Genomic DNA, 15,934 nt, shown 5'->3' on the forward strand with positions numbered 1-15,934 from the left:
CCATGCGCCGCGCCCTCCATCCCGCCTGCGTTGCCCTCCTCCTGTCCGCCTGCACCCACGCGCCCGCCACGCCGGGCGGCGCGAACGACACCCTGACCGGGGTGACGGACGCCCTGCTGGAGACCCTGGAGGCGGACGGCGCGCTCGCGGGCGCGTATGTGGTGGATGCGCGCACCGGGGAGCCCCTCTTCACCCACCGGGAGAACGTGCGGCTGTTGCCCGCGTCCACCATGAAGGTGGTGTCCACCTCCGCCGCGCTGTCCGCGCTGGGGGCGGACTTCCGCTTCGTGACGCCGGTGTCCCTGGAGGGCTCGCAGACGGGAGGCCTGTTCCTGGGCGACGTGGTGGCGCAGGCGTCCGGCGACCCGTCGCTGGGCTCGTGGCGCTTCCCGGAGACGGCGCTCGCGTGCGACCGCATCGCGGAGGCCTTCCAGGCGCGCGGCATCCACCAGTGGCGCGGCAACGTGCGCATCGCCGGCACGGACGGCCTGGACGGCGGCATGGGCCCCGGCTGGGCCTGGGACGACGCGGCGTATGCCTACAGCGCGGCGCCCACGCCCTTCGTCTTCCGCGAGAACGTGGTGGACCTGGCGCTCGCGCGCGCCCCCGGCGCCACCTGCGCGGACGCGCCCTCCATCCAGTGGACCCCCACCTTCGCCACGCTGTCCGCGGTGGTGAACGTGGACGTCAACGCGGAGCGCGCGAACCTGGCCTGCGTGCGCGGCGGTGGCGGCGTGCGCTGCACGTGGCGCTCGCCGTCCGGTGGGCCGTGCCCCCAGTCCGCCGCGGTGAAGCTGTCCGTGGACGCGCCGGAGGCCCTCTTCGCCGCGTGCGTGGACGACGCGCTGGCGCGCCACGGCGTGACGCGGCTGCCCATGTCGCTGGAGGCCCCCACCTCGCCCATGCCGCCGGTGCCGGTGCCGCTGGTGGAGCTGATCAGCCCGCCCCTGTCGGAGCTGGTGCGCGCGACGAACAAGGAGAGCCTCAACCTGTACGCGGAGCGGCTGGGCATGCGCTTCGCGCGCGAGCGCACCGGCAACGAGGGCTACGCCGCGCTGCGCACGGCCCTGGTCGCGGAGCTGACGCGCCGGGGCGTGCCCACCAAGGACCTGCGCCCCGTGGATGGCAGCGGCCTGTCCCGCTACAACCTGGCCACGCCCCGGGGCATGGCGCGGGTGCTGCTCACCAGCCTCCAGGAGCCCTACGGCGCCGCGCTGGTGGACAGCCTGCCGGTGCTGGGCGTGGACGGGACGCTGGCGGGCCGCAAGACGAAGCCGTCCACCGCGGGCCGGATCCGCGCGAAGACGGGGACGCTCACGGGCCAGAAGTGCTTCGTGGGCGTGGCCGAGCGCCCCAACGACACGGAGCACCCGCGCGTCGTCTTCGCGCTGATGCTCGGCAACATGGACGAGGGCACGAAGCCCAACGCCAACGAGACCTTCGACACCTTCTCCACCGCCCTGGTGGAGCTGCCCCTGCGATGAGCGTCCCGCAGGGGTCCACCCGCATGCGAGGTGAACCATGAAGTCGAGAATCGCAGTGACGACCGCCGCGCTGCTCGTGCCGCTGGTGGCGGGGGCCGCCGGCAAGGCGCCCGCGAAGCCGGCCGCCGCGGAGAAGCAGCCCGTGGAGACCACCTACCACGGCACCACCGTCGCGGATCCGTACCAGTGGATGGAGTCCGCCACCGACCCCAAGGTCCAGCAGTGGACCGACTCGCAGAACGCGTACACGCGCGCGTACCTGGACAAGCTCCCGGGCCGCGAGCCGCTGCGCCAGCGCATCTCCGAGCTGCTGTCCTGGAAGTCGCCCTCGTACGGCGGCCTGGATGAGCAGGGCGGCACGCTCCTGGGGCTGAAGTTCCAGCCGCCCAAGCAGCAGCCCACGCTCATCGTGGTGGGCTCGCTGGACGACACGTCGAAGGAGCGCGTGCTGGTGGACCCCACGCAGGTGGACACCTCCGGCAAGACGACCATCGACTGGTTCCAGCTGTCGCACGACGGCAAGAAGGTCGCGGTCTCCATGTCCAAGGGCGGCACGGAGAGCGGCGACGTGTCCGTGTGGGACGTGGCCACGGCGAAGGCGATGCCCAACGAGCTGGTGCCCCGCGTCAACGGCGGCACGGCGGGCGGCAGCCTCGCGTGGAACGCGCAGGGCACGGGCTTCTTCTACACGCGCTACCCGCGCGGCGAGGAGCGCCCGCCCGTGGACCGCGAGGTGTACCAGCAGGTGTACTTCCACGCGCTGGGCACGCCCACGGAGAAGGACACGTACGCGCTGGGCAAGGACTTCCCGCGCATCGCGATGACGGACCTGGAGTCCAGCGACGACGGCCAGTACACCTTCGCGCGCGTGGCCAACGGCGACGGCGGCGAGTACGACCTGTACCTGCACGGCCCCAAGGGCGCGTGGACGCAGGTGGCGAAGTACGCGGACAAGGTGGTGGCGGCGCGCTTCGGCAGCGACGGCGCGGCGTACCTGCTCAGCCGCAAGGACGCTCCCAAGGGCAAGGTGCTGCGCCTGCCGCTGGCCACGCCCACGCTGGACAAGGCCACCGTGGTCGTCCCCGAGGGTGAGGCGACGGTGCAGGCCGTGGTGCCGACGAAGAGCCGCCTGTACCTGCTGGAGCAGCTGGGCGGCCCGTCGCAGCTGCGCATGGTGGACCTGACCGGGAAGGCGCTGGGGCTGGTGCCCACGCTGCCGGTGTCGGCGGTGGGCGGCGTCGTGCGCCAGGGCGCGGACGACGTGCTCTTCGTCAACGGCAGCTTCACCCAGCCGGCCGCGTGGTTCCGCTTCACGGCGGCGGACGGCAAGGTGGCGAAGACGGCGCTGGCGCGCACGGCGCCCATCGACATGAGCGACGTGGAGGTGGTGCGCACGGAGGCCACGTCGAAGGACGGCACCAAGGTGCCGCTCACCATCCTGAAGAAGAAGGGCACGAAGCTGAACGGCAACAACCCCACGTGGCTCACCGGCTACGGCGGCTTCAACGTGTCCATCAACCCGGGCTACAGCCCGCTGACGGGCATGTGGCTGGAGCAGGGCGGCGTGTTCGCGGTGGCCAACCTGCGCGGCGGCTCCGAGTTCGGCGAGGAGTGGCACAAGGGCGGCTCGCTCACGAAGAAGCAGAACGTGTTCGACGACTTCTACGCGTGCGCGAAGCTGCTCACGGACCAGAAGTACACGCAGCCGAAGAAGCTGGCCATCCAGGGCGGCAGCAACGGCGGCCTGCTGATGGGCGCGGCCCTGACGCAGCACCCGGAGCAGTACGGCGCGGTGGTGGCGCGCGTGGGCATCTACGACATGCTGCGCACGGAGCTGACGCCCAACGGCCAGTTCAACGTGACGGAGTACGGCTCCGTGAAGGACCCGGAGCAGTTCAAGGCGCTATACAACTACTCGCCGGTGCACCAGGTGAAGGACGGGACGAAGTACCCGTCGGTGCTCTTCACGTCCGGAGCCAATGACCCGCGCGTGGATCCGTTCCACTCGCGCAAGATGGTGGCGCGGATGCAGTCGGCGTCGGCGTCCCCCAAGCCCATCCTGCTGCGCGCCAACGCGGAGACGGGCCACGGCATGGGCACGCCGCTGTCCGCGCGCATCGAGGAGGAGGTGGACGTCTACTCCTTCGTCTTCAACGAGCTGGGCATGACGTACAAGCCCAACGCGACGAAGAAGGTCCAGGCGCCCGCGCCGAAGTAGTCCTGCTTCTCCCAACGCCCGTCTCCGGCGCCACGTGGCCCTGGGGACGGGCGTTTCTTCTTGTGGATTTCGTGGCAGCCTGCCGCCCCATGAGCCCGCTCATCCCCTACTTCATCCTCTCGCCCATCGTCGCGGGCGGCCTTGCCTGGTGGACGCTCACCCGCCTTGGAAAGAAGCGGAACGCCCGCGCGAAGGGCTCGCTGGACGCGGTGGTGGAGAAGCTGCGCGGCCAGAAGGTGCTGGGCGCGGTGGACCTCGTCGTCCAGGACGTGTCCTGGTCCGGCGACACGGAGCTGTCACCGCAGAACTGCCGCGTGCGCGTGGTGATGGGCGGCGTCGACGCCGCGAGCATTCCCCCGCGCTTCGAGGTGGAGAGCGCCCCGGGAGCGCCCCGCCCGCCCGCGGAGGTGCTCACCGCGCTGCGCGTGCTGGATGCGCAGGCGACAGAGGCCCTGAAGTCCGGCGGCTGGAGCTGGCAGCGCCCGACGGTGGCCTTCGAGCCCGCTGCGAAGCAGTAGCGCGCGTGGCGTTGCCTGCCGCACGTCCAACGGGATTCGGGTGACGGGTCGAGGAGCGCGGTGCCAGCATGCGCCGCATGTCCTCGACCTTCCTCGACACGCTCGACACGCCCGCCGCCATCGTGGACCTGGACCGCGTGGAGTGGAACCTCCAGCGCGTCGCCACCTACGCCCGTGAGCACGGCCTGCGCTGGCGTCCCCATACGAAGACGCACAAGACGGCGGAGCTGGGCGCGATGCAGGTCGCGGCGGGAGCCACCGGCGTCACGGTGGCCACCCTCCTGGAAGCCGAGGTCATGGCCTCCGTGTCCGACGACGTGCTGCTCGCATACCCGCCCGTGGGCGCACGCAAGCTGGCGAGGCTGATGGCCCTCCCCCCGCGCGTGCGGCTCACCGTGGCGCTCGACTCCCATGACGTGCTGGAGGGCCTGGCGCGCGCGGCCCGGGACGCGGGGCGCACCGTGGGCGTGCTCGTGGAGGTGGACCTGGGCATGCGCCGCGTGGGGCTGCGCACGCCGGAGGAGGCCGTGGCCCTGGCTCGCGCGGCGGCGTCCACGCCCGGCGTGGCGTTTCGTGGAGTGACGTTCTACGCGGGCCATATCCGCGTCCCGCAGGCGGAGCTGCCCACCGCGATGAACGCCCAGTCGGAAGCGCTGGCGACGTTCGTGGGTGCCTTGAGCCACGCGGGATTGCCGCCGGAGGTGGTGAGCGGCGGCTCCACGCCGACCCTCTGGCAATCCCATACGGTGAAGGGCCTCACGGAGATCCGCCCCGGCCTCAACGCGCTGAACGACCGCAACGCGGCGGTCATCGGCGCCTGTGATTGGACGGAGTGTGCCTATTCGGTCCTGGCCACCGTGGTGAGCACGGCCGTGCCCGGCCAGGTGGTCATCGACGCGGGAGCCAAGGCGCTGGTGAAGGAGGAAGGGCTGGCGCCAGGCTATGGCGTCCTGCTGGACCGGCCGGAGGTCGTGGTGAAGAACCTGTCGGAGGAGCACGGGCTGCTGGACGTGTCCGGCACGACGTGGCGCCCGCGCATCGGCGAGCGCGTGCGCGTGGTGCCCAACCATGTCTGTGTTTCCGTCCCGCAGCATCCCCGGCTGTACGTCTTGCGCGGCGACACGCACGTGGCCACGTGGGAGGTCGCGGCGCGCGGCTGGTAAGCCTCAGGCGATGCGCTTCAGCTCCTGCGTCAGCATCTCCTCCAGGTGCCGGATGTTCCGGTAGACGAGGCACCGGTAGCTGGAGACGTCGAAGCGAAGCTCCTTCACGTCGCGCACCAACATCAGGGTGGGCTTGCCGCGTCCCCAGGCGTAGCCCACCTCCAGATAGACATTGGGGTTGGCCAGCGACAGGTCCGCGATGACGACCTTCGCCGTGTCGATGCGGTCCCGGATGCGCTGGATGATGGGGCCGTCGAAGACGGCCTGGTCCACGCGCTCACACAGGAGCCCGGCTGCCTTCACCGGGTTCAGGATGCCGTAGTGGTAGGTGTCCTCCAGCTCCGGCGCGAAGGGCATGGCCACGAAGGCATGGGGCTTCTCGTTGGAGTTCGCGCCCGCGGACGCCATGGGCGGCGCCTGGACGAAGCGGGACGTGCGCCGGACGCGGAAGCCCGTGGCCCCCATCAGCGGCTCCACGCCCGGCGTGAGCCCCAGGCCCAGCGCGATGGCCTTGCGCAGCCGCTCCACGCGCTTGGGGTTCAGCTCCACCACCGTGATGCGCTCCAGGTCGCGCGGACCGCTGCCGCGCTGGAACGCGTCCACGAAGCCGCCCACCAGGGCCAGCACGGCCTCGTCCTCGTCCAGCCCGTAGTTGGGGCCGTGCACCGTGCACGCGAGGTGGCGCACCTCGTGCCGTGGCTCCAGGAGCTGGAGCGCGCGCACGGAGAACTGGCGGATCTCGTGGTAGCCGAACTGCCGCAAACGCACCGTGCCCAGGAAGAGCACCAGCGGAGCCCCCAGGCTCCGGCGCGTGTCGATGAAGCGGTGGTCCCCGGGGAGCAGGTCGAAGGCGTCCATGCCCAGGCCCGCCGCCTCCAGCCGGCGCGACACCGCGCCGTCCGCCCCGTGGAAGCCCTGCGCGTACTTCAGCAGCACGGCGTCCGCGGCCGTCTCCGCCACGTCTCCCAGGTCCACCACGACGTCCAGCGTGTCTCCCATGGGCCCGGGACTGTAGGGCGTCCCGGTCCGCCCACGCCATCCCCCGCGCCCGTCGCCTTGCGTCAGGAGGGCGAAACACAGACGTGACAGGAGCCGTCAATCCCTGCTCAATGACGCCTTGCGCCTGCCTGGCTGTCTTTCAGGCCAGCCCTGGCGTGCCTGTGAAGCGCTTCACAGTTTCCGCCTGGCCGCCCCGGTAGCATTTGCGCACCATGTCCCTGTTCGCGCGCCTGCAGGCCCTGCTGTCCGCCCACCCGTCCGCCCCGGTCTCCTCCGGCGGGCAGACGTCCGCGAGCTCCGCCTCGGCCCCGGCGGTGGCGAGCGCCCCGGCGGACGCGGAAGGCGCTCCCGCGCCGCCTGTCTGCACGCGCTACCTGCCTGCGGGCCAGGTGGTGGTGCGCGAGGGCGACCCGGGCCACTCGATGTTCGTCGTGCTGGAGGGCCGCGTCGCGGTGCTGCGCGGCGGCGACAACGGCGCCAACACGGAGGTCGGCCGCCTGGGCGCCGGCGAGTTCTTCGGCGAGCTGGCGCTGCTCACCGGCACGCAGCGCACCGCCACCATCGTGACGGTGGAGGACGCCGTGCTGCTGGAGCTCACCCAGGCCGGCGTCCGGGAGCTGGGCAAGGACTACGGCGTCAAGGGCGAGCAGATGCAGGTCACCGCCCGGGAGCGCCTGCTCGCGGACGCGCTGCGCAGCAACCCGCTCATCGCCGCGCTGCCCCCGGAGGTGCAGCACGAGCTGGGAGACGCCTTCGTCCCCTGTACCGTCCCCGCCGGAGAGACGCTGCTCACCCGGGGCCAGCCGGGCGACGCGCTCTACGTCCTCATCCGGGGCCAGTGCGAGGTCTTCCACACGCACGGTGACGGCCGCCAGTCCCCCTACCCCACGCTGGAGGAAGGCGCCCTCTTCGGAGAGATCTCCCTCTTGCGCAGCCGGCTGGCCACCGCCACCGTGCGCACCGTGACTCCCTGCACGCTCCTCAAGCTGGAGCGCGACGTGTTCAAGAAGGCCTTCCTGGGCCAGCCCGACCTGCGCGGCGCCCTGGTGCGCCTGGGCCTGGAGCGGCTCAAGCACACGATGGAGGTCATGGGCGAGCCGAAGTAGTCCGCCGTCCTGCGCCATCCCGTCTTCTACCCTCCGAGAGTGTCTATCTTCACCGAGAGGGAAATGGTTCATCCCAGACATGCGGTCGCCTGACGGACGCGGCCGTCTGTCCAACGCCTCACGACTGGCATTGTGAATGCAATCACGCCCTTCCGGAGCAACCGGGAGGCGTCATGCAAGGCAGGGCTGTGCGTTGGGGCGTGAGAAGTATGGGGTGGCTGTCCGCGTTGGTGCTGTGCACGCATTGCGGTGGGGTGGCGGAACAGGACGGGCCCGGGGAGCCCCGTCCGTCTGGAACAGCGAGCGTCGAGTCGCAGGCCGTCAGTTGTCCGTCGGAGACCGTCTACGACACCGTCGGCACCCAGGACCGGGGCGACGCGTACGTGGACGCAGCGCAGCCGACGGTCAACTTCGGAGAAGCCGACCTGCTGCTGACGGATGGCTCGCCGCGGCTGGAGTCGTACCTGAAGTTCGAGGTGACGCACGACGATCCCAACATCCCCATCGTCGGAGCGCGGCTGCGCCTGTTCGCGGTGGATGGCAGCACGGACGGCCCCGCGCTCTACCGTGCGGACAATGAGTGGACGGAGGGCACGCTCACCTGGAACACGCGGCCCGCGCTGCTGGGCGCGCCCCTGGGGGACCTGGGCGCCGTGGAGAACAACAGCGTGGTGGAGTACGACGTGAGCACGGTCGTCCGCTCGGCGGGCGACTACAGCTTCGCGCTCATCCCCACGGGCGGGAACGGCGTCGACTTCGAGTCCTCCGAGTCCACCTATTACATGGGTGGGGCCTCCCTGGAGCTGACCCGCGCCATCACGTTCTGCGCCCGCCAGGGCACGGGCGGAGCCCTTCAGGGCGTGCGGCGGTACGGCGGTCCGGGCGAGGAGGTGCCCAGGGGCGTGGCCGCCGCGCAGGATGGGGGATGGGTGGTCGCGGGCCGCTATTACAACTCCGGTGACTTCGGCGGCGGGCCCCTGGAGCCGTTCGGGTACCTGGTCCTCGCGAAGTACGGCGCGGACGGCAGCCATCAGTGGTCGCGCACCTACGCGCCCTACCCGGGCTCCATCTCCGAGGTCAACGTGGGCGGCCTCACCGTGACGCCGCTCGGGAACATCCTGGTCGTGGGCTCCTACACGGGCAGCCCGGACTTCGGCACGGGAGCACTGCCAGCCACCTGGGGCTATACGCCGGGCCTCTTCATCGCCAAGTTCTCGCCGAACGGCACACCGGTCTGGTCCAAGGGCTTCCTCGCGGGGACTCCGCAGGTGGGCTCCAACACGAAGGCTCCCATCCAGGGACTCGCCGTCGCCACGGACGCCGCGGGCAGCCTCGTCGTCACGGGCACCTTCTCCGGTCAGGTGAACCTGGGAGGCGGGGTGCTGGACGCGGGCGCGAGCGCTTCCGGGGTGAGCGCGCTCTTCGTGGCGCGCTTCTCCTGGGAGGGTGACCCCCTCTGGTCCCGCGTCCATGCGGCCGGGAGCACGGGGTCGGAAGGACAGGCGCTCGCCACGGACAGCACGGGCGCGGTGCTGCTCGCGGGCGTCGCGAGCCCGCACGCCACCAACACCGTGCTCGGCGTGCAGGGCCCCCGGACGCCCTTCGTGGCGAAGTACTCGGCCACCGGGACGCCGCTGTGGTCCCGTGCGCTCAACGGCGGCCGGGGCTCGATGCGGGGCGTCGTTTCACGGCCGGGTGACGCCGTGGCCTTCGCCGCGGATTTCGGCGGCACGTTCTCCTTCGCGGGGCGCTCGTACAGCGCGGCTCCGGAGGGTTCGCAGGACGGCCGGACGGACGTCGTCCTGGGCGCGCTCTCCGCGTCGGGCTCGGACCAGTGGGGACGGCAGCTGGGCGGTCCGGACAAGGATGACGTCCGGCGACTCGCGGTGGACTCGCAGGGACGCCTGACGCTGGCGGGCTATCTGGGTTCGCAGGCGGACCTGGGCGGCGGGCTCATCGGGCACCCGAGCTATCCGACGAACTACGTGGCGCGGTACGCGGCGGACGGCACGCACCTGTGGTCGCGCGGCCTGGACATCCGCCTCAGCCTGACCATGGCCGGCAACGGCGCGGGGGAGACGCTGCTCGTCGACCAGCTCGACCGGACCGTGCAGGTGGATGGAACAGCCTACTCGCCAGTCGATGGGAGCACGGACCTGCTGCTGCTGAAGCTCGCGCCGTAGGCACCGCTTCACGCTGGAGGCCCGCGGCCGTGAGCGCGGGCCTTCAGCCGTGGAGCGTCTCTCCGGCCTCCAGCATGGCGATGAACTTCTCCAGCCGCCGCACGCGCGTCTCGGGCTTCTTCGCGTCGTGGAGCCGGTAGAGGATGGCGTAGCGGTTGGCGCTCTTGAGCGTGGCGAAGAACGCCTTCGCCTTCGGGTTCTTCTCCAGCGCGAGCGTCAGGTCCTCCGGCACCTCGATGGTCTTCGCCCCCGCGTACGCCGCCTCCCAGCGGCCGTCCGCGCGCGCGGCCTCCACCTCGCGCAGGCCCGCGGGCTTCATGCGTCCGGAGGCGACCAGGGCGTCCACCTTGGCGCAGTTGATCTTCGACCACTTGCTGCGCGGCTTGCGCGGCGTGAAGCGCTGGAGCCAGTACTCCGCGTCGAACGCGTCCTTCTGCCCGTCAATCCAGCCGTAGCAGAGCGCCACCTCCAGCGCCTGCGGGTACGTCACGGACGGGATGCCGGACTCCAGCTTCGCGAGCTTCAGCCAGACACCCGGCGAGTCGGCGTGGTGCTTCTCCAGCCACTTCTCCCAGGCCTTCTCCGACGCGAACGGCATGGTGGGGAGTTCCTGCTGCTTCGCCTTCGCCTTCGCATTCATCCAGGGTCACGCCTTTCGCGACGGGTTCATGACAATCCCACTCTAGCGGCGGAAGGCAGCGGGCGCGGAAGCGGTTATGAAACACGCCATGGCTGACTCCAAGACCCCGCCGCCCGGCGCCGTGCCGCCCTCGCTCGCCCGCGTGGCCTTCCACGCCGTGGCGGCAGGGCTCACGCCGCTCATCCCCGTGCCCTTCCTGGACGACTACGCCCTGCGCCAGGTGCGCGAGCAGTCCGTGCGCGACCAGTTCAAGGAGAAGGGCCTGAAGGCACCGGACAAGGCCGTGGCGGTGCTCGCCGGCTCGTACGACGAGCGCAGCCTGGGCGGCCGGCTGGTGTCCTATCTCAAGGCCGTGGCGCTCTTCCCGGTGCGCAAGGTGTTCCGCAAGGTCTTCTTCGTCCTCTGGGTGAAGGACTGCGTGGACCTGACCAGCGTGTGCCTGCACCACGGCTACCTGCTGCACCACGCGCTCCAGCGCGGGGACCTGGACGCGGCCTCGCTCCAGGGGGATGCGCCCCGGAAGGTGCAGGCCGCCATCGTCGCCGCGTGCGCGGAGATGGACGCCCGCCCCGTCAACCAGGCCCTGCGCCGCCTCTTCCGGAGCAGCCGCGTGCTGATGGCGGAGGCCACGCGCACCTTCCTCGACCCGAAGGCAGGCCCCCGCGTGCCCGACCCGAAGGGCGAGAGCGCGGAGGTGAAGTCCCTCACGGACCGGCTCCTCCAGGAGTTGTGGGAGGAGCGCGGCTACTTCACCGCGCTGGAGGCCCACTACGACAAGCACCTGAAGAGCGGCCTTGCGCCCTCCGGGCCCCGGGCCGCGACGGGCACCTGATCAGGGCACGGGCGCGGCGGCGGTCTGGAGCGGTTCGCGGATGCGGGCGGAGAAGTCGTCCCGCCCCTGCGCGGCCAGGGCGCGCGCGTTGATGTGGTAGCGCTGGCGGACCTGCTCCAGCGGCGCGTCCGTGTCGATGATGCCCAGCTCGTACGCGAGCGCGTCCGAGAACGCCGGCAGCAGCGTGCGGTGGTCGTACGGCACGTCCTTCGTGGCCACCTTCTCGAAGTGGCGCACCAGGTTGGTGGTGCAGTTGCTGGTGAGCGTGTCGTAGAACTCCGGCTGCGTGTGCAGCCCGTTCATCCGCTGCACCATGTCCATGAAAAACGCGGTGATGCGCTCCTTCGACGCGTTCACCGGATACACATACACGTCGTCGTGGCGGAAGTTGGAGCGCAGCTGCACCAGGTCCCGCTCGTCGCCCACGACGTAGGTGATTTCAAAGCGGCGGAACAGGCCACCCAGCGCGGAGAACGTCTCCCCCTGCTCGCGCCGCACCTCCACGGAGAACACCACGTGGCGGCCGTCCTGGAAGCCGAAGCTCACCATCGTGTGCGCGGCGCCGTAGACGCCGGAGAACGGCTCCACGATGAACGACGCGCCCGTGAGCGCGTCCGTGTCGTAGGTGGCCGTGTACCAGGCCGGGTCCCAGTCCGTGGTGCTGCGGTAGCGGAAGTCGCGCACCTCGTGCAGCGTCACCTGGGAGCCCGCGACCTCCGCCCACGGCGCCCGCGCCAGGTCCGGCGCCCAGTCCCGCGCGTTGGAGGGCTGGATCGTCCGCACCCAGCCGTACACGGACAGGCACCCCAGCAGCATCACCGCCACGCCCCAGCGCCGGGAGCGCCACCGCCAGGCCGCCACCGCCAGGGCCACCAGGGCCGCCGCGACGAGCGTCCGGGCCACGTGCGGCCCCTCCGGCCCCGTTCCTGTCAGGGCCAGGGCCAGCGAGGCCCAGGCGCCCCCCACGAGGAGCACGAGCCCCGACACGGCGTTCTTCCAGATGCGCATGCGCCCGAGTATCGGTGCCCCACGCCGCTCGTGTCACGGACGCGGATTCCGGGTGCAACCCCGCCGGCCGGCCGGGCGCGGATCCGCCCTCCTGGGAAGGCCCGGGATTTGTCGCATCCACCTACCTTGACCGCTTTTCCCCGGGTGTGCGACGAAAGGGGGTCCCCTGCTTCCAGGAGCCCCCCCGATGAGCGACGAGCGCGAAGACACGACCATCTACAAGGTCGTCGTGAACCACGAAGAGCAGTACTCCATCTGGCCTGCGGACCGTGAGAACGCGCTGGGCTGGAAGGATGCCGGCAAGCAGGGCCTGAAGGCCGAGTGCCTGGAGTACATCAAGGAGGTCTGGACGGACATGCGTCCCCTGAGCCTCCGCAAGAAGATGGAAGAGGACGCGGCCCGCAACAAGAACTGAGGGCCGCGCCGCGCTTCCCACCGCGCCCTCCCCGCTTCAACGGGGAGGGTGGGCCGGCCTCGTCAGAGGTCCGGCGGAGGCCTGACGCCCAGGTGGCAGGCGCGCAGGGCAAGCTGGGTGCGGTTCTCCGCGCCCAGCTTGCGGTAGAGCTGCGTGACGTGTGACTTCACCGTGCGCTCGGCGATCTGGAGATGCGCGGCGATCTTCAGGTTGTCCGCGCCGCCCGCCACGTACTGGAGCACCTCGCGCTCCCGCTGCGTGAGCAGCAAGAGCACGCTCGCCGTGGGTGACGTCACCGGCGGATGCTCGAAGTCGTTGCGGAGCAACTGCACCGGGAAGAGGCGCTCGCCGCGCACCAGCGACTGGACCGCGGAGGACACCGCGTTCACGCCCAGCCCCGCGCGGAAGAGATACCCGGAGGCCCCTTCGTCGAAGCACTGGGAGATGACCTCCGGCGTGCTCACCGCGGACAGGAGCAGCATGCGCACTTCCAGCCGGCGCTTGCGTGCCTCGCGCAGCAGGTTGAGCCCCTCCGTCACGGAGCATCCGATGGCGGCCTCGCCGTCGCTCTCCACGTCGAGGATGGCCACCTGCGGTGGATCCGTGCCGAGTCCGTCCAGGAAGCCGCGCACGTCGCGCGTCACCGAAGTGGAATGACCCTCACCCCGAAGCCCATCGGACAAGCCCTGCCAGGCCGCCCACGGTCCTTCGAGAATCGAAATACGCACTGCTGATTGATTCGCTGCCATGCGATGGCCCCCCAGCCGTCGTGGCGAATTGCTTTCAATGCTACCTGTCGACTTCAACCTGCCCCGGAGTCGGTGGAAACGCGGCGGAACTTCCGCCTGTGCTGAGCGTGCGAGAACCGCGCTTCAACTCCATCCGGGGGTCTTGTCAGTGCTGCCCTGCGGACTGCGCTTGCGACTGCCGAACTGGCCCGTTCGGGCCGTTCCTCCTTTTCCGTTTCAGGCAATTCCTGCCAACCGAGACCCTAACATCATCCAAGGCCTGTTGCGAACCGCCCCTGTCGGGACTGTCAATTGCGCACGAATCGTATCGAAATCCAGGGCCTCGTCCGTCAGGTCGTGATCGCTGTCGTCCTGGGGACACGCATCCGGCGTCCACATTCCGATGTTTCTCTCGTTGTTTCGGGCAGTATCCAGGAGAGAGCGCGGCGATGCACACGGATGGCGCTTGTTGGACGCCAAGGGCGTATGCTGTGCGTCCCGCGCGCATGACTCCCTCCGCCCCCGCACCCCACGTCGACGTCGCGACCCCCGAACGCGTCGCGCTCTCCCTGCCCGTGGCCGGCATCGGCTACCGCTGTCTCGCGTGGTTGGTGGACGCGAGCCTGCTGTTCTTCTTCTGGGTGGCGCTCTACTTCGTCATCACGCTGCTGGTGTCCGACGTGCTGGGTGCCTTCCAGGCGCTGTCGGGGCTCACGCAGACACTGCTCGCGGTGGGCCTCTTCGCCACGCAATGGCTTTACTGGACGCTGGCGGAGGTCTTCTTCCATGGACAGACACCGGGCAAACGCGCGCTGCGCATCAGAGTGGTGCGTGAGGATGGCTCACCGGTGGGCTTCTTCGAAAGCGCGGTGAGAAACCTCTGCCGCGCGGTGGATTTCCTGCCGGTGCTCTACGCCACCGGTTGCATCACCATGCTGCTGGACTCGCGCCACCGCAGGCTGGGGGACCTGCTCGCCGGCACCGTGCTGGTGCGCGAGGAGGCCATCGACCTGGACAAGTACACCCAGGCGCCCACGACGGACGCCACGCCCGCGCAGACGCCTGGCGCCAGCGTGCAGCGGCCCCTGGACGCGGAGGACGTGGAGCTGGTGCTGGCGTTCCTCGCGCGTGCGCCGGGCCTGGAGCCGGAGGTGCGCCGGCGGCTGGGCGCGCGGCTGGTAGACCGCGTGGGCGCGTCGCTGACGGACGAGGAGCGCGCGCGCGTGCTCCAGTCCTCCGAAGCCACGGAGGCCTTCCTGCGCACGCGCGCGAAGGCGGCGCACTGACATGGCGGTGCCCCTGCCCACGTTCGTCACGAGGCGCCGGCCGGACTGGGACGCACTCCAGGCGCTGCTCACGCGCCAGCGCACGGGCCGCCTGGGGCTGACGGAGCTGCGCACGCTGGACACGCTGTACCGGCGCGCGGCCGCGGACCTGGCGCAAGCCCAGACGTTCTATCCGGGCACGGACGCGCACCGCTTCCTCAACCAACTGTGCGCGCAAGCGTATGGCGCCATCTACCAGCCGCCGCGCGAGCGCTGGGCCTCCACGCGCGACTTCTTCCGCCGCGACTTCCCCGCCACGCTGCGCCGCGAGGCGCGCTTCGTGGGCGTGAGCGCGGGCCTGCTGATACTGGGCCTGCTGTTGGGCGCGCTGGTGGTGACGCTGGAGCCGCGCGGCGCGGAGCTGCTGGTGCCGGAGGGCGTGCGGCGCTACGTGGCGCAGGGACGCATGTGGACGGACGACCTCTTGTCCGTGGCACCGCCCAACGCCGTCGCGTCCGGCATCGCGACCAACAACCTCACCGTCACGCTGTTCGCGTTCGCGTCCGGCATCCTGCTGGGCGTGGGGCCCATCTTCACGCTCGTGAACAACGGCGTGCTCATTGGCGCGGTGGGCGCGCTGTGCTTCCGCGAGGGCATGGCGGCAGGCTTCCTGGACTTCATCGCCGCGCACGGGCCGGTGGAGCTGTCCATCATCGTCATCGCGGGCGGCGCGGGGCTGATGGTGGGCCAGGCGCTCATCGACCCCGGCGAGCTGCCGCGCGCGCAGGCGCTCCAGGCGCGCGGACGTGAGGCGGTGAAGCTGGTGGTGGGCTGCGCACCCTTCCTCGCCGGCATCGGCGTGGTGGAGGGCTTCATCTCCCCGGGTCACCTGTTCCCCACCTGGGCCAAGGTGGGGCTGGGCCTGTCATTGGGAGCGCTGTTCTGGCTCTACCTGCTGCGCGCGGGCAGGACGGACGCGGGCGCGGCGCGCGTGGACGTGCCGGACGCCATGGCCTCCAGCCGCTTGCGCTGACGGTGCTTGAGGATGCGCTCGTAGGCGTCGTTGACCTCGCGCATCTGCTCCGCGGAGCCGCCCCGGTCCGGGTGCCGCTCCAGGGCCAGCGCGTGGAAGCGCGCGCGGATGACGTCCGGCGAATCCAGCGGCGACACGCCCAGCGTCTGGTACGGGCACTGCTCCTGGACGGCGGTGAGCCACTGGTCCAGCCGGGCCTTCACCTCCACGAAGCGCGCGTCCGCGTCCGCGGTGTCCTTCACCGGGTGCGTGCGCATCTTCGCGTCCGCGCGGAAGACCTCGCTGTAGGTGCTGGACACCCAGCGGTGGCATGAACCGCACCGGTAGTACTTCACCCGGCTC

Annotated in this window: 15 protein-coding genes; 10 read left to right on the top strand and 5 right to left on the bottom strand. The window is 70.8% G+C overall.

The window, feature by feature from the left end:
• Positions 1–2: 2 nt before the first annotated feature.
• The 4 genes from dacB (at position 3) to JYK02_RS33110 (ending at position 5,383) form a co-directional block, all read left to right on the top strand.
• On the top strand, positions 3–1,484 hold the full coding sequence (gene dacB, locus JYK02_RS33095; protein WP_242589488.1) for a D-alanyl-D-alanine carboxypeptidase/D-alanyl-D-alanine endopeptidase: 1,482 nt from the start codon (positions 3–5) through the stop codon (positions 1,482–1,484).
• Positions 1,485–1,521: 37 nt separating this feature from the next.
• Positions 1,522–3,702 carry a prolyl oligopeptidase family serine peptidase gene (locus JYK02_RS33100; RefSeq protein WP_207056909.1) on the top strand — a complete coding sequence of 727 codons (2,181 nt, stop codon included), beginning with the start codon at positions 1,522–1,524 and terminating at the stop codon, positions 3,700–3,702.
• An 89-nt stretch (positions 3,703–3,791) separates the two neighbouring features.
• Positions 3,792–4,220, top strand: coding sequence for a hypothetical protein (locus JYK02_RS33105; protein ID WP_207056910.1), 429 nt, complete (start codon positions 3,792–3,794; stop codon positions 4,218–4,220).
• Positions 4,221–4,297: 77 nt separating this feature from the next.
• Positions 4,298–5,383 carry an alanine racemase gene (locus tag JYK02_RS33110; protein WP_207056911.1) on the top strand — a complete coding sequence of 362 codons (1,086 nt, stop codon included), beginning with the start codon at positions 4,298–4,300 and terminating at the stop codon, positions 5,381–5,383.
• Between the two features lie 3 nt (positions 5,384–5,386).
• Here the strand turns inward: JYK02_RS33110 and JYK02_RS33115 are convergent, their stop codons facing one another.
• Positions 5,387–6,382, bottom strand: a complete 996-nt coding sequence (locus JYK02_RS33115) for a hypothetical protein (protein WP_207056912.1) — start codon at positions 6,380–6,382, stop codon at positions 5,387–5,389.
• A 212-nt stretch (positions 6,383–6,594) separates the two neighbouring features.
• Here JYK02_RS33115 and JYK02_RS33120 point away from each other — a divergent pair, with 212 nt between their 5' ends.
• Together JYK02_RS33120 and JYK02_RS33125 are read left to right on the top strand one after the other, a co-directional pair.
• Positions 6,595–7,488 (top strand): cyclic nucleotide-binding domain-containing protein, encoded by an 894-nt coding sequence (locus tag JYK02_RS33120; protein ID WP_207056913.1) that lies wholly within the window; start codon positions 6,595–6,597, stop codon positions 7,486–7,488.
• 209 nt (positions 7,489–7,697) lie between these two features.
• Positions 7,698–9,671 carry a DUF7594 domain-containing protein gene (locus JYK02_RS33125; protein ID WP_207056914.1) on the top strand — a complete coding sequence of 658 codons (1,974 nt, stop codon included), beginning with the start codon at positions 7,698–7,700 and terminating at the stop codon, positions 9,669–9,671.
• Between the two features lie 43 nt (positions 9,672–9,714).
• Here the strand turns inward: JYK02_RS33125 and JYK02_RS33130 are convergent, their stop codons facing one another.
• The gene (locus JYK02_RS33130) at positions 9,715–10,311 is read right to left on the bottom strand and encodes a YdeI/OmpD-associated family protein (RefSeq protein WP_207056915.1); all 597 of its coding nucleotides are present in this window, start codon (positions 10,309–10,311) and stop codon (positions 9,715–9,717) included.
• Positions 10,312–10,399: 88 nt separating this feature from the next.
• Between JYK02_RS33130 and JYK02_RS33135 the strand changes: the two genes are divergently transcribed.
• Positions 10,400–11,143 (top strand): hypothetical protein, encoded by a 744-nt coding sequence (locus JYK02_RS33135; protein WP_242589489.1) that lies wholly within the window; start codon positions 10,400–10,402, stop codon positions 11,141–11,143.
• On the opposite strand, the gene JYK02_RS33140 is transcribed toward JYK02_RS33135, so the two are convergent.
• The gene (locus tag JYK02_RS33140) at positions 11,144–12,151 is read right to left on the bottom strand and encodes an Lnb N-terminal periplasmic domain-containing protein (protein WP_207056917.1); all 1,008 of its coding nucleotides are present in this window, start codon (positions 12,149–12,151) and stop codon (positions 11,144–11,146) included.
• Between the two features lie 187 nt (positions 12,152–12,338).
• On the opposite strand from JYK02_RS33140, the gene JYK02_RS33145 reads away from it, so the two are divergent.
• A complete protein-coding gene (locus tag JYK02_RS33145) occupies positions 12,339–12,566 on the top strand; it encodes an MbtH family protein (RefSeq protein ID WP_143901243.1) in 228 nt (75 codons plus the stop codon).
• A 62-nt stretch (positions 12,567–12,628) separates the two neighbouring features.
• Here the strand turns inward: JYK02_RS33145 and fruA are convergent, their stop codons facing one another.
• Positions 12,629–13,315 carry a response regulator transcription factor FruA gene (gene fruA, locus JYK02_RS33150; RefSeq protein WP_043321786.1) on the bottom strand — a complete coding sequence of 229 codons (687 nt, stop codon included), beginning with the start codon at positions 13,313–13,315 and terminating at the stop codon, positions 12,629–12,631.
• A gap of 485 nt (positions 13,316–13,800) precedes the next feature.
• Between fruA and JYK02_RS33155 the strand changes: the two genes are divergently transcribed.
• Together JYK02_RS33155 and JYK02_RS33160 are read left to right on the top strand one after the other, a co-directional pair.
• Positions 13,801–14,580, top strand: a complete 780-nt coding sequence (locus tag JYK02_RS33155) for an RDD family protein (RefSeq protein WP_207056918.1) — start codon at positions 13,801–13,803, stop codon at positions 14,578–14,580.
• A 1-nt stretch (position 14,581) separates the two neighbouring features.
• Positions 14,582–15,592, top strand: a complete 1,011-nt coding sequence (locus JYK02_RS33160; protein WP_207056919.1) for a stage II sporulation protein M — start codon at positions 14,582–14,584, stop codon at positions 15,590–15,592.
• Here JYK02_RS33160 and JYK02_RS33165 read toward each other — a convergent pair.
• A partial coding sequence (locus JYK02_RS33165) for a J domain-containing protein (RefSeq protein WP_207056920.1) occupies positions 15,508–15,934 on the bottom strand: 427 nt, incomplete at its 5' end. The genes JYK02_RS33160 and JYK02_RS33165 overlap by 85 nt on opposite strands.

It is taken from the genome of Corallococcus macrosporus (assembly GCF_017302985.1).
In the GTDB taxonomy this organism is placed as follows: domain Bacteria; phylum Myxococcota; class Myxococcia; order Myxococcales; family Myxococcaceae; genus Corallococcus; species Corallococcus macrosporus_A.

What these genes read in the sequence shown, in the direction of transcription:
- dacB (WP_242589488.1), top strand. Translation starts at nt 3, where the DNA reads ATGCGCCGCGCCCTCCATCCCGCCTGCGTTGCCCTCCTCCTGTCCGCC.
- JYK02_RS33100 (WP_207056909.1), top strand. Translation starts at nt 1,522, where the DNA reads ATGAAGTCGAGAATCGCAGTGACGACCGCCGCGCTGCTCGTGCCGCTG.
- JYK02_RS33105 (WP_207056910.1), top strand. Translation starts at nt 3,792, where the DNA reads ATGAGCCCGCTCATCCCCTACTTCATCCTCTCGCCCATCGTCGCGGGC.
- JYK02_RS33110 (WP_207056911.1), top strand. Translation starts at nt 4,298, where the DNA reads ATGTCCTCGACCTTCCTCGACACGCTCGACACGCCCGCCGCCATCGTG.
- JYK02_RS33115 (WP_207056912.1), bottom strand. Translation starts at nt 6,382, where the DNA reads ATGGGAGACACGCTGGACGTCGTGGTGGACCTGGGAGACGTGGCGGAG.
- JYK02_RS33120 (WP_207056913.1), top strand. Translation starts at nt 6,595, where the DNA reads ATGTCCCTGTTCGCGCGCCTGCAGGCCCTGCTGTCCGCCCACCCGTCC.
- JYK02_RS33125 (WP_207056914.1), top strand. Translation starts at nt 7,698, where the DNA reads ATGGGGTGGCTGTCCGCGTTGGTGCTGTGCACGCATTGCGGTGGGGTG.
- JYK02_RS33130 (WP_207056915.1), bottom strand. Translation starts at nt 10,311, where the DNA reads ATGAATGCGAAGGCGAAGGCGAAGCAGCAGGAACTCCCCACCATGCCG.
- JYK02_RS33135 (WP_242589489.1), top strand. Translation starts at nt 10,400, where the DNA reads ATGGCTGACTCCAAGACCCCGCCGCCCGGCGCCGTGCCGCCCTCGCTC.
- JYK02_RS33140 (WP_207056917.1), bottom strand. Translation starts at nt 12,151, where the DNA reads ATGCGCATCTGGAAGAACGCCGTGTCGGGGCTCGTGCTCCTCGTGGGG.
- JYK02_RS33145 (WP_143901243.1), top strand. Translation starts at nt 12,339, where the DNA reads ATGAGCGACGAGCGCGAAGACACGACCATCTACAAGGTCGTCGTGAAC.
- fruA (WP_043321786.1), bottom strand. Translation starts at nt 13,315, where the DNA reads ATGGCAGCGAATCAATCAGCAGTGCGTATTTCGATTCTCGAAGGACCG.
- JYK02_RS33155 (WP_207056918.1), top strand. Translation starts at nt 13,801, where the DNA reads ATGACTCCCTCCGCCCCCGCACCCCACGTCGACGTCGCGACCCCCGAA.
- JYK02_RS33160 (WP_207056919.1), top strand. Translation starts at nt 14,582, where the DNA reads ATGGCGGTGCCCCTGCCCACGTTCGTCACGAGGCGCCGGCCGGACTGG.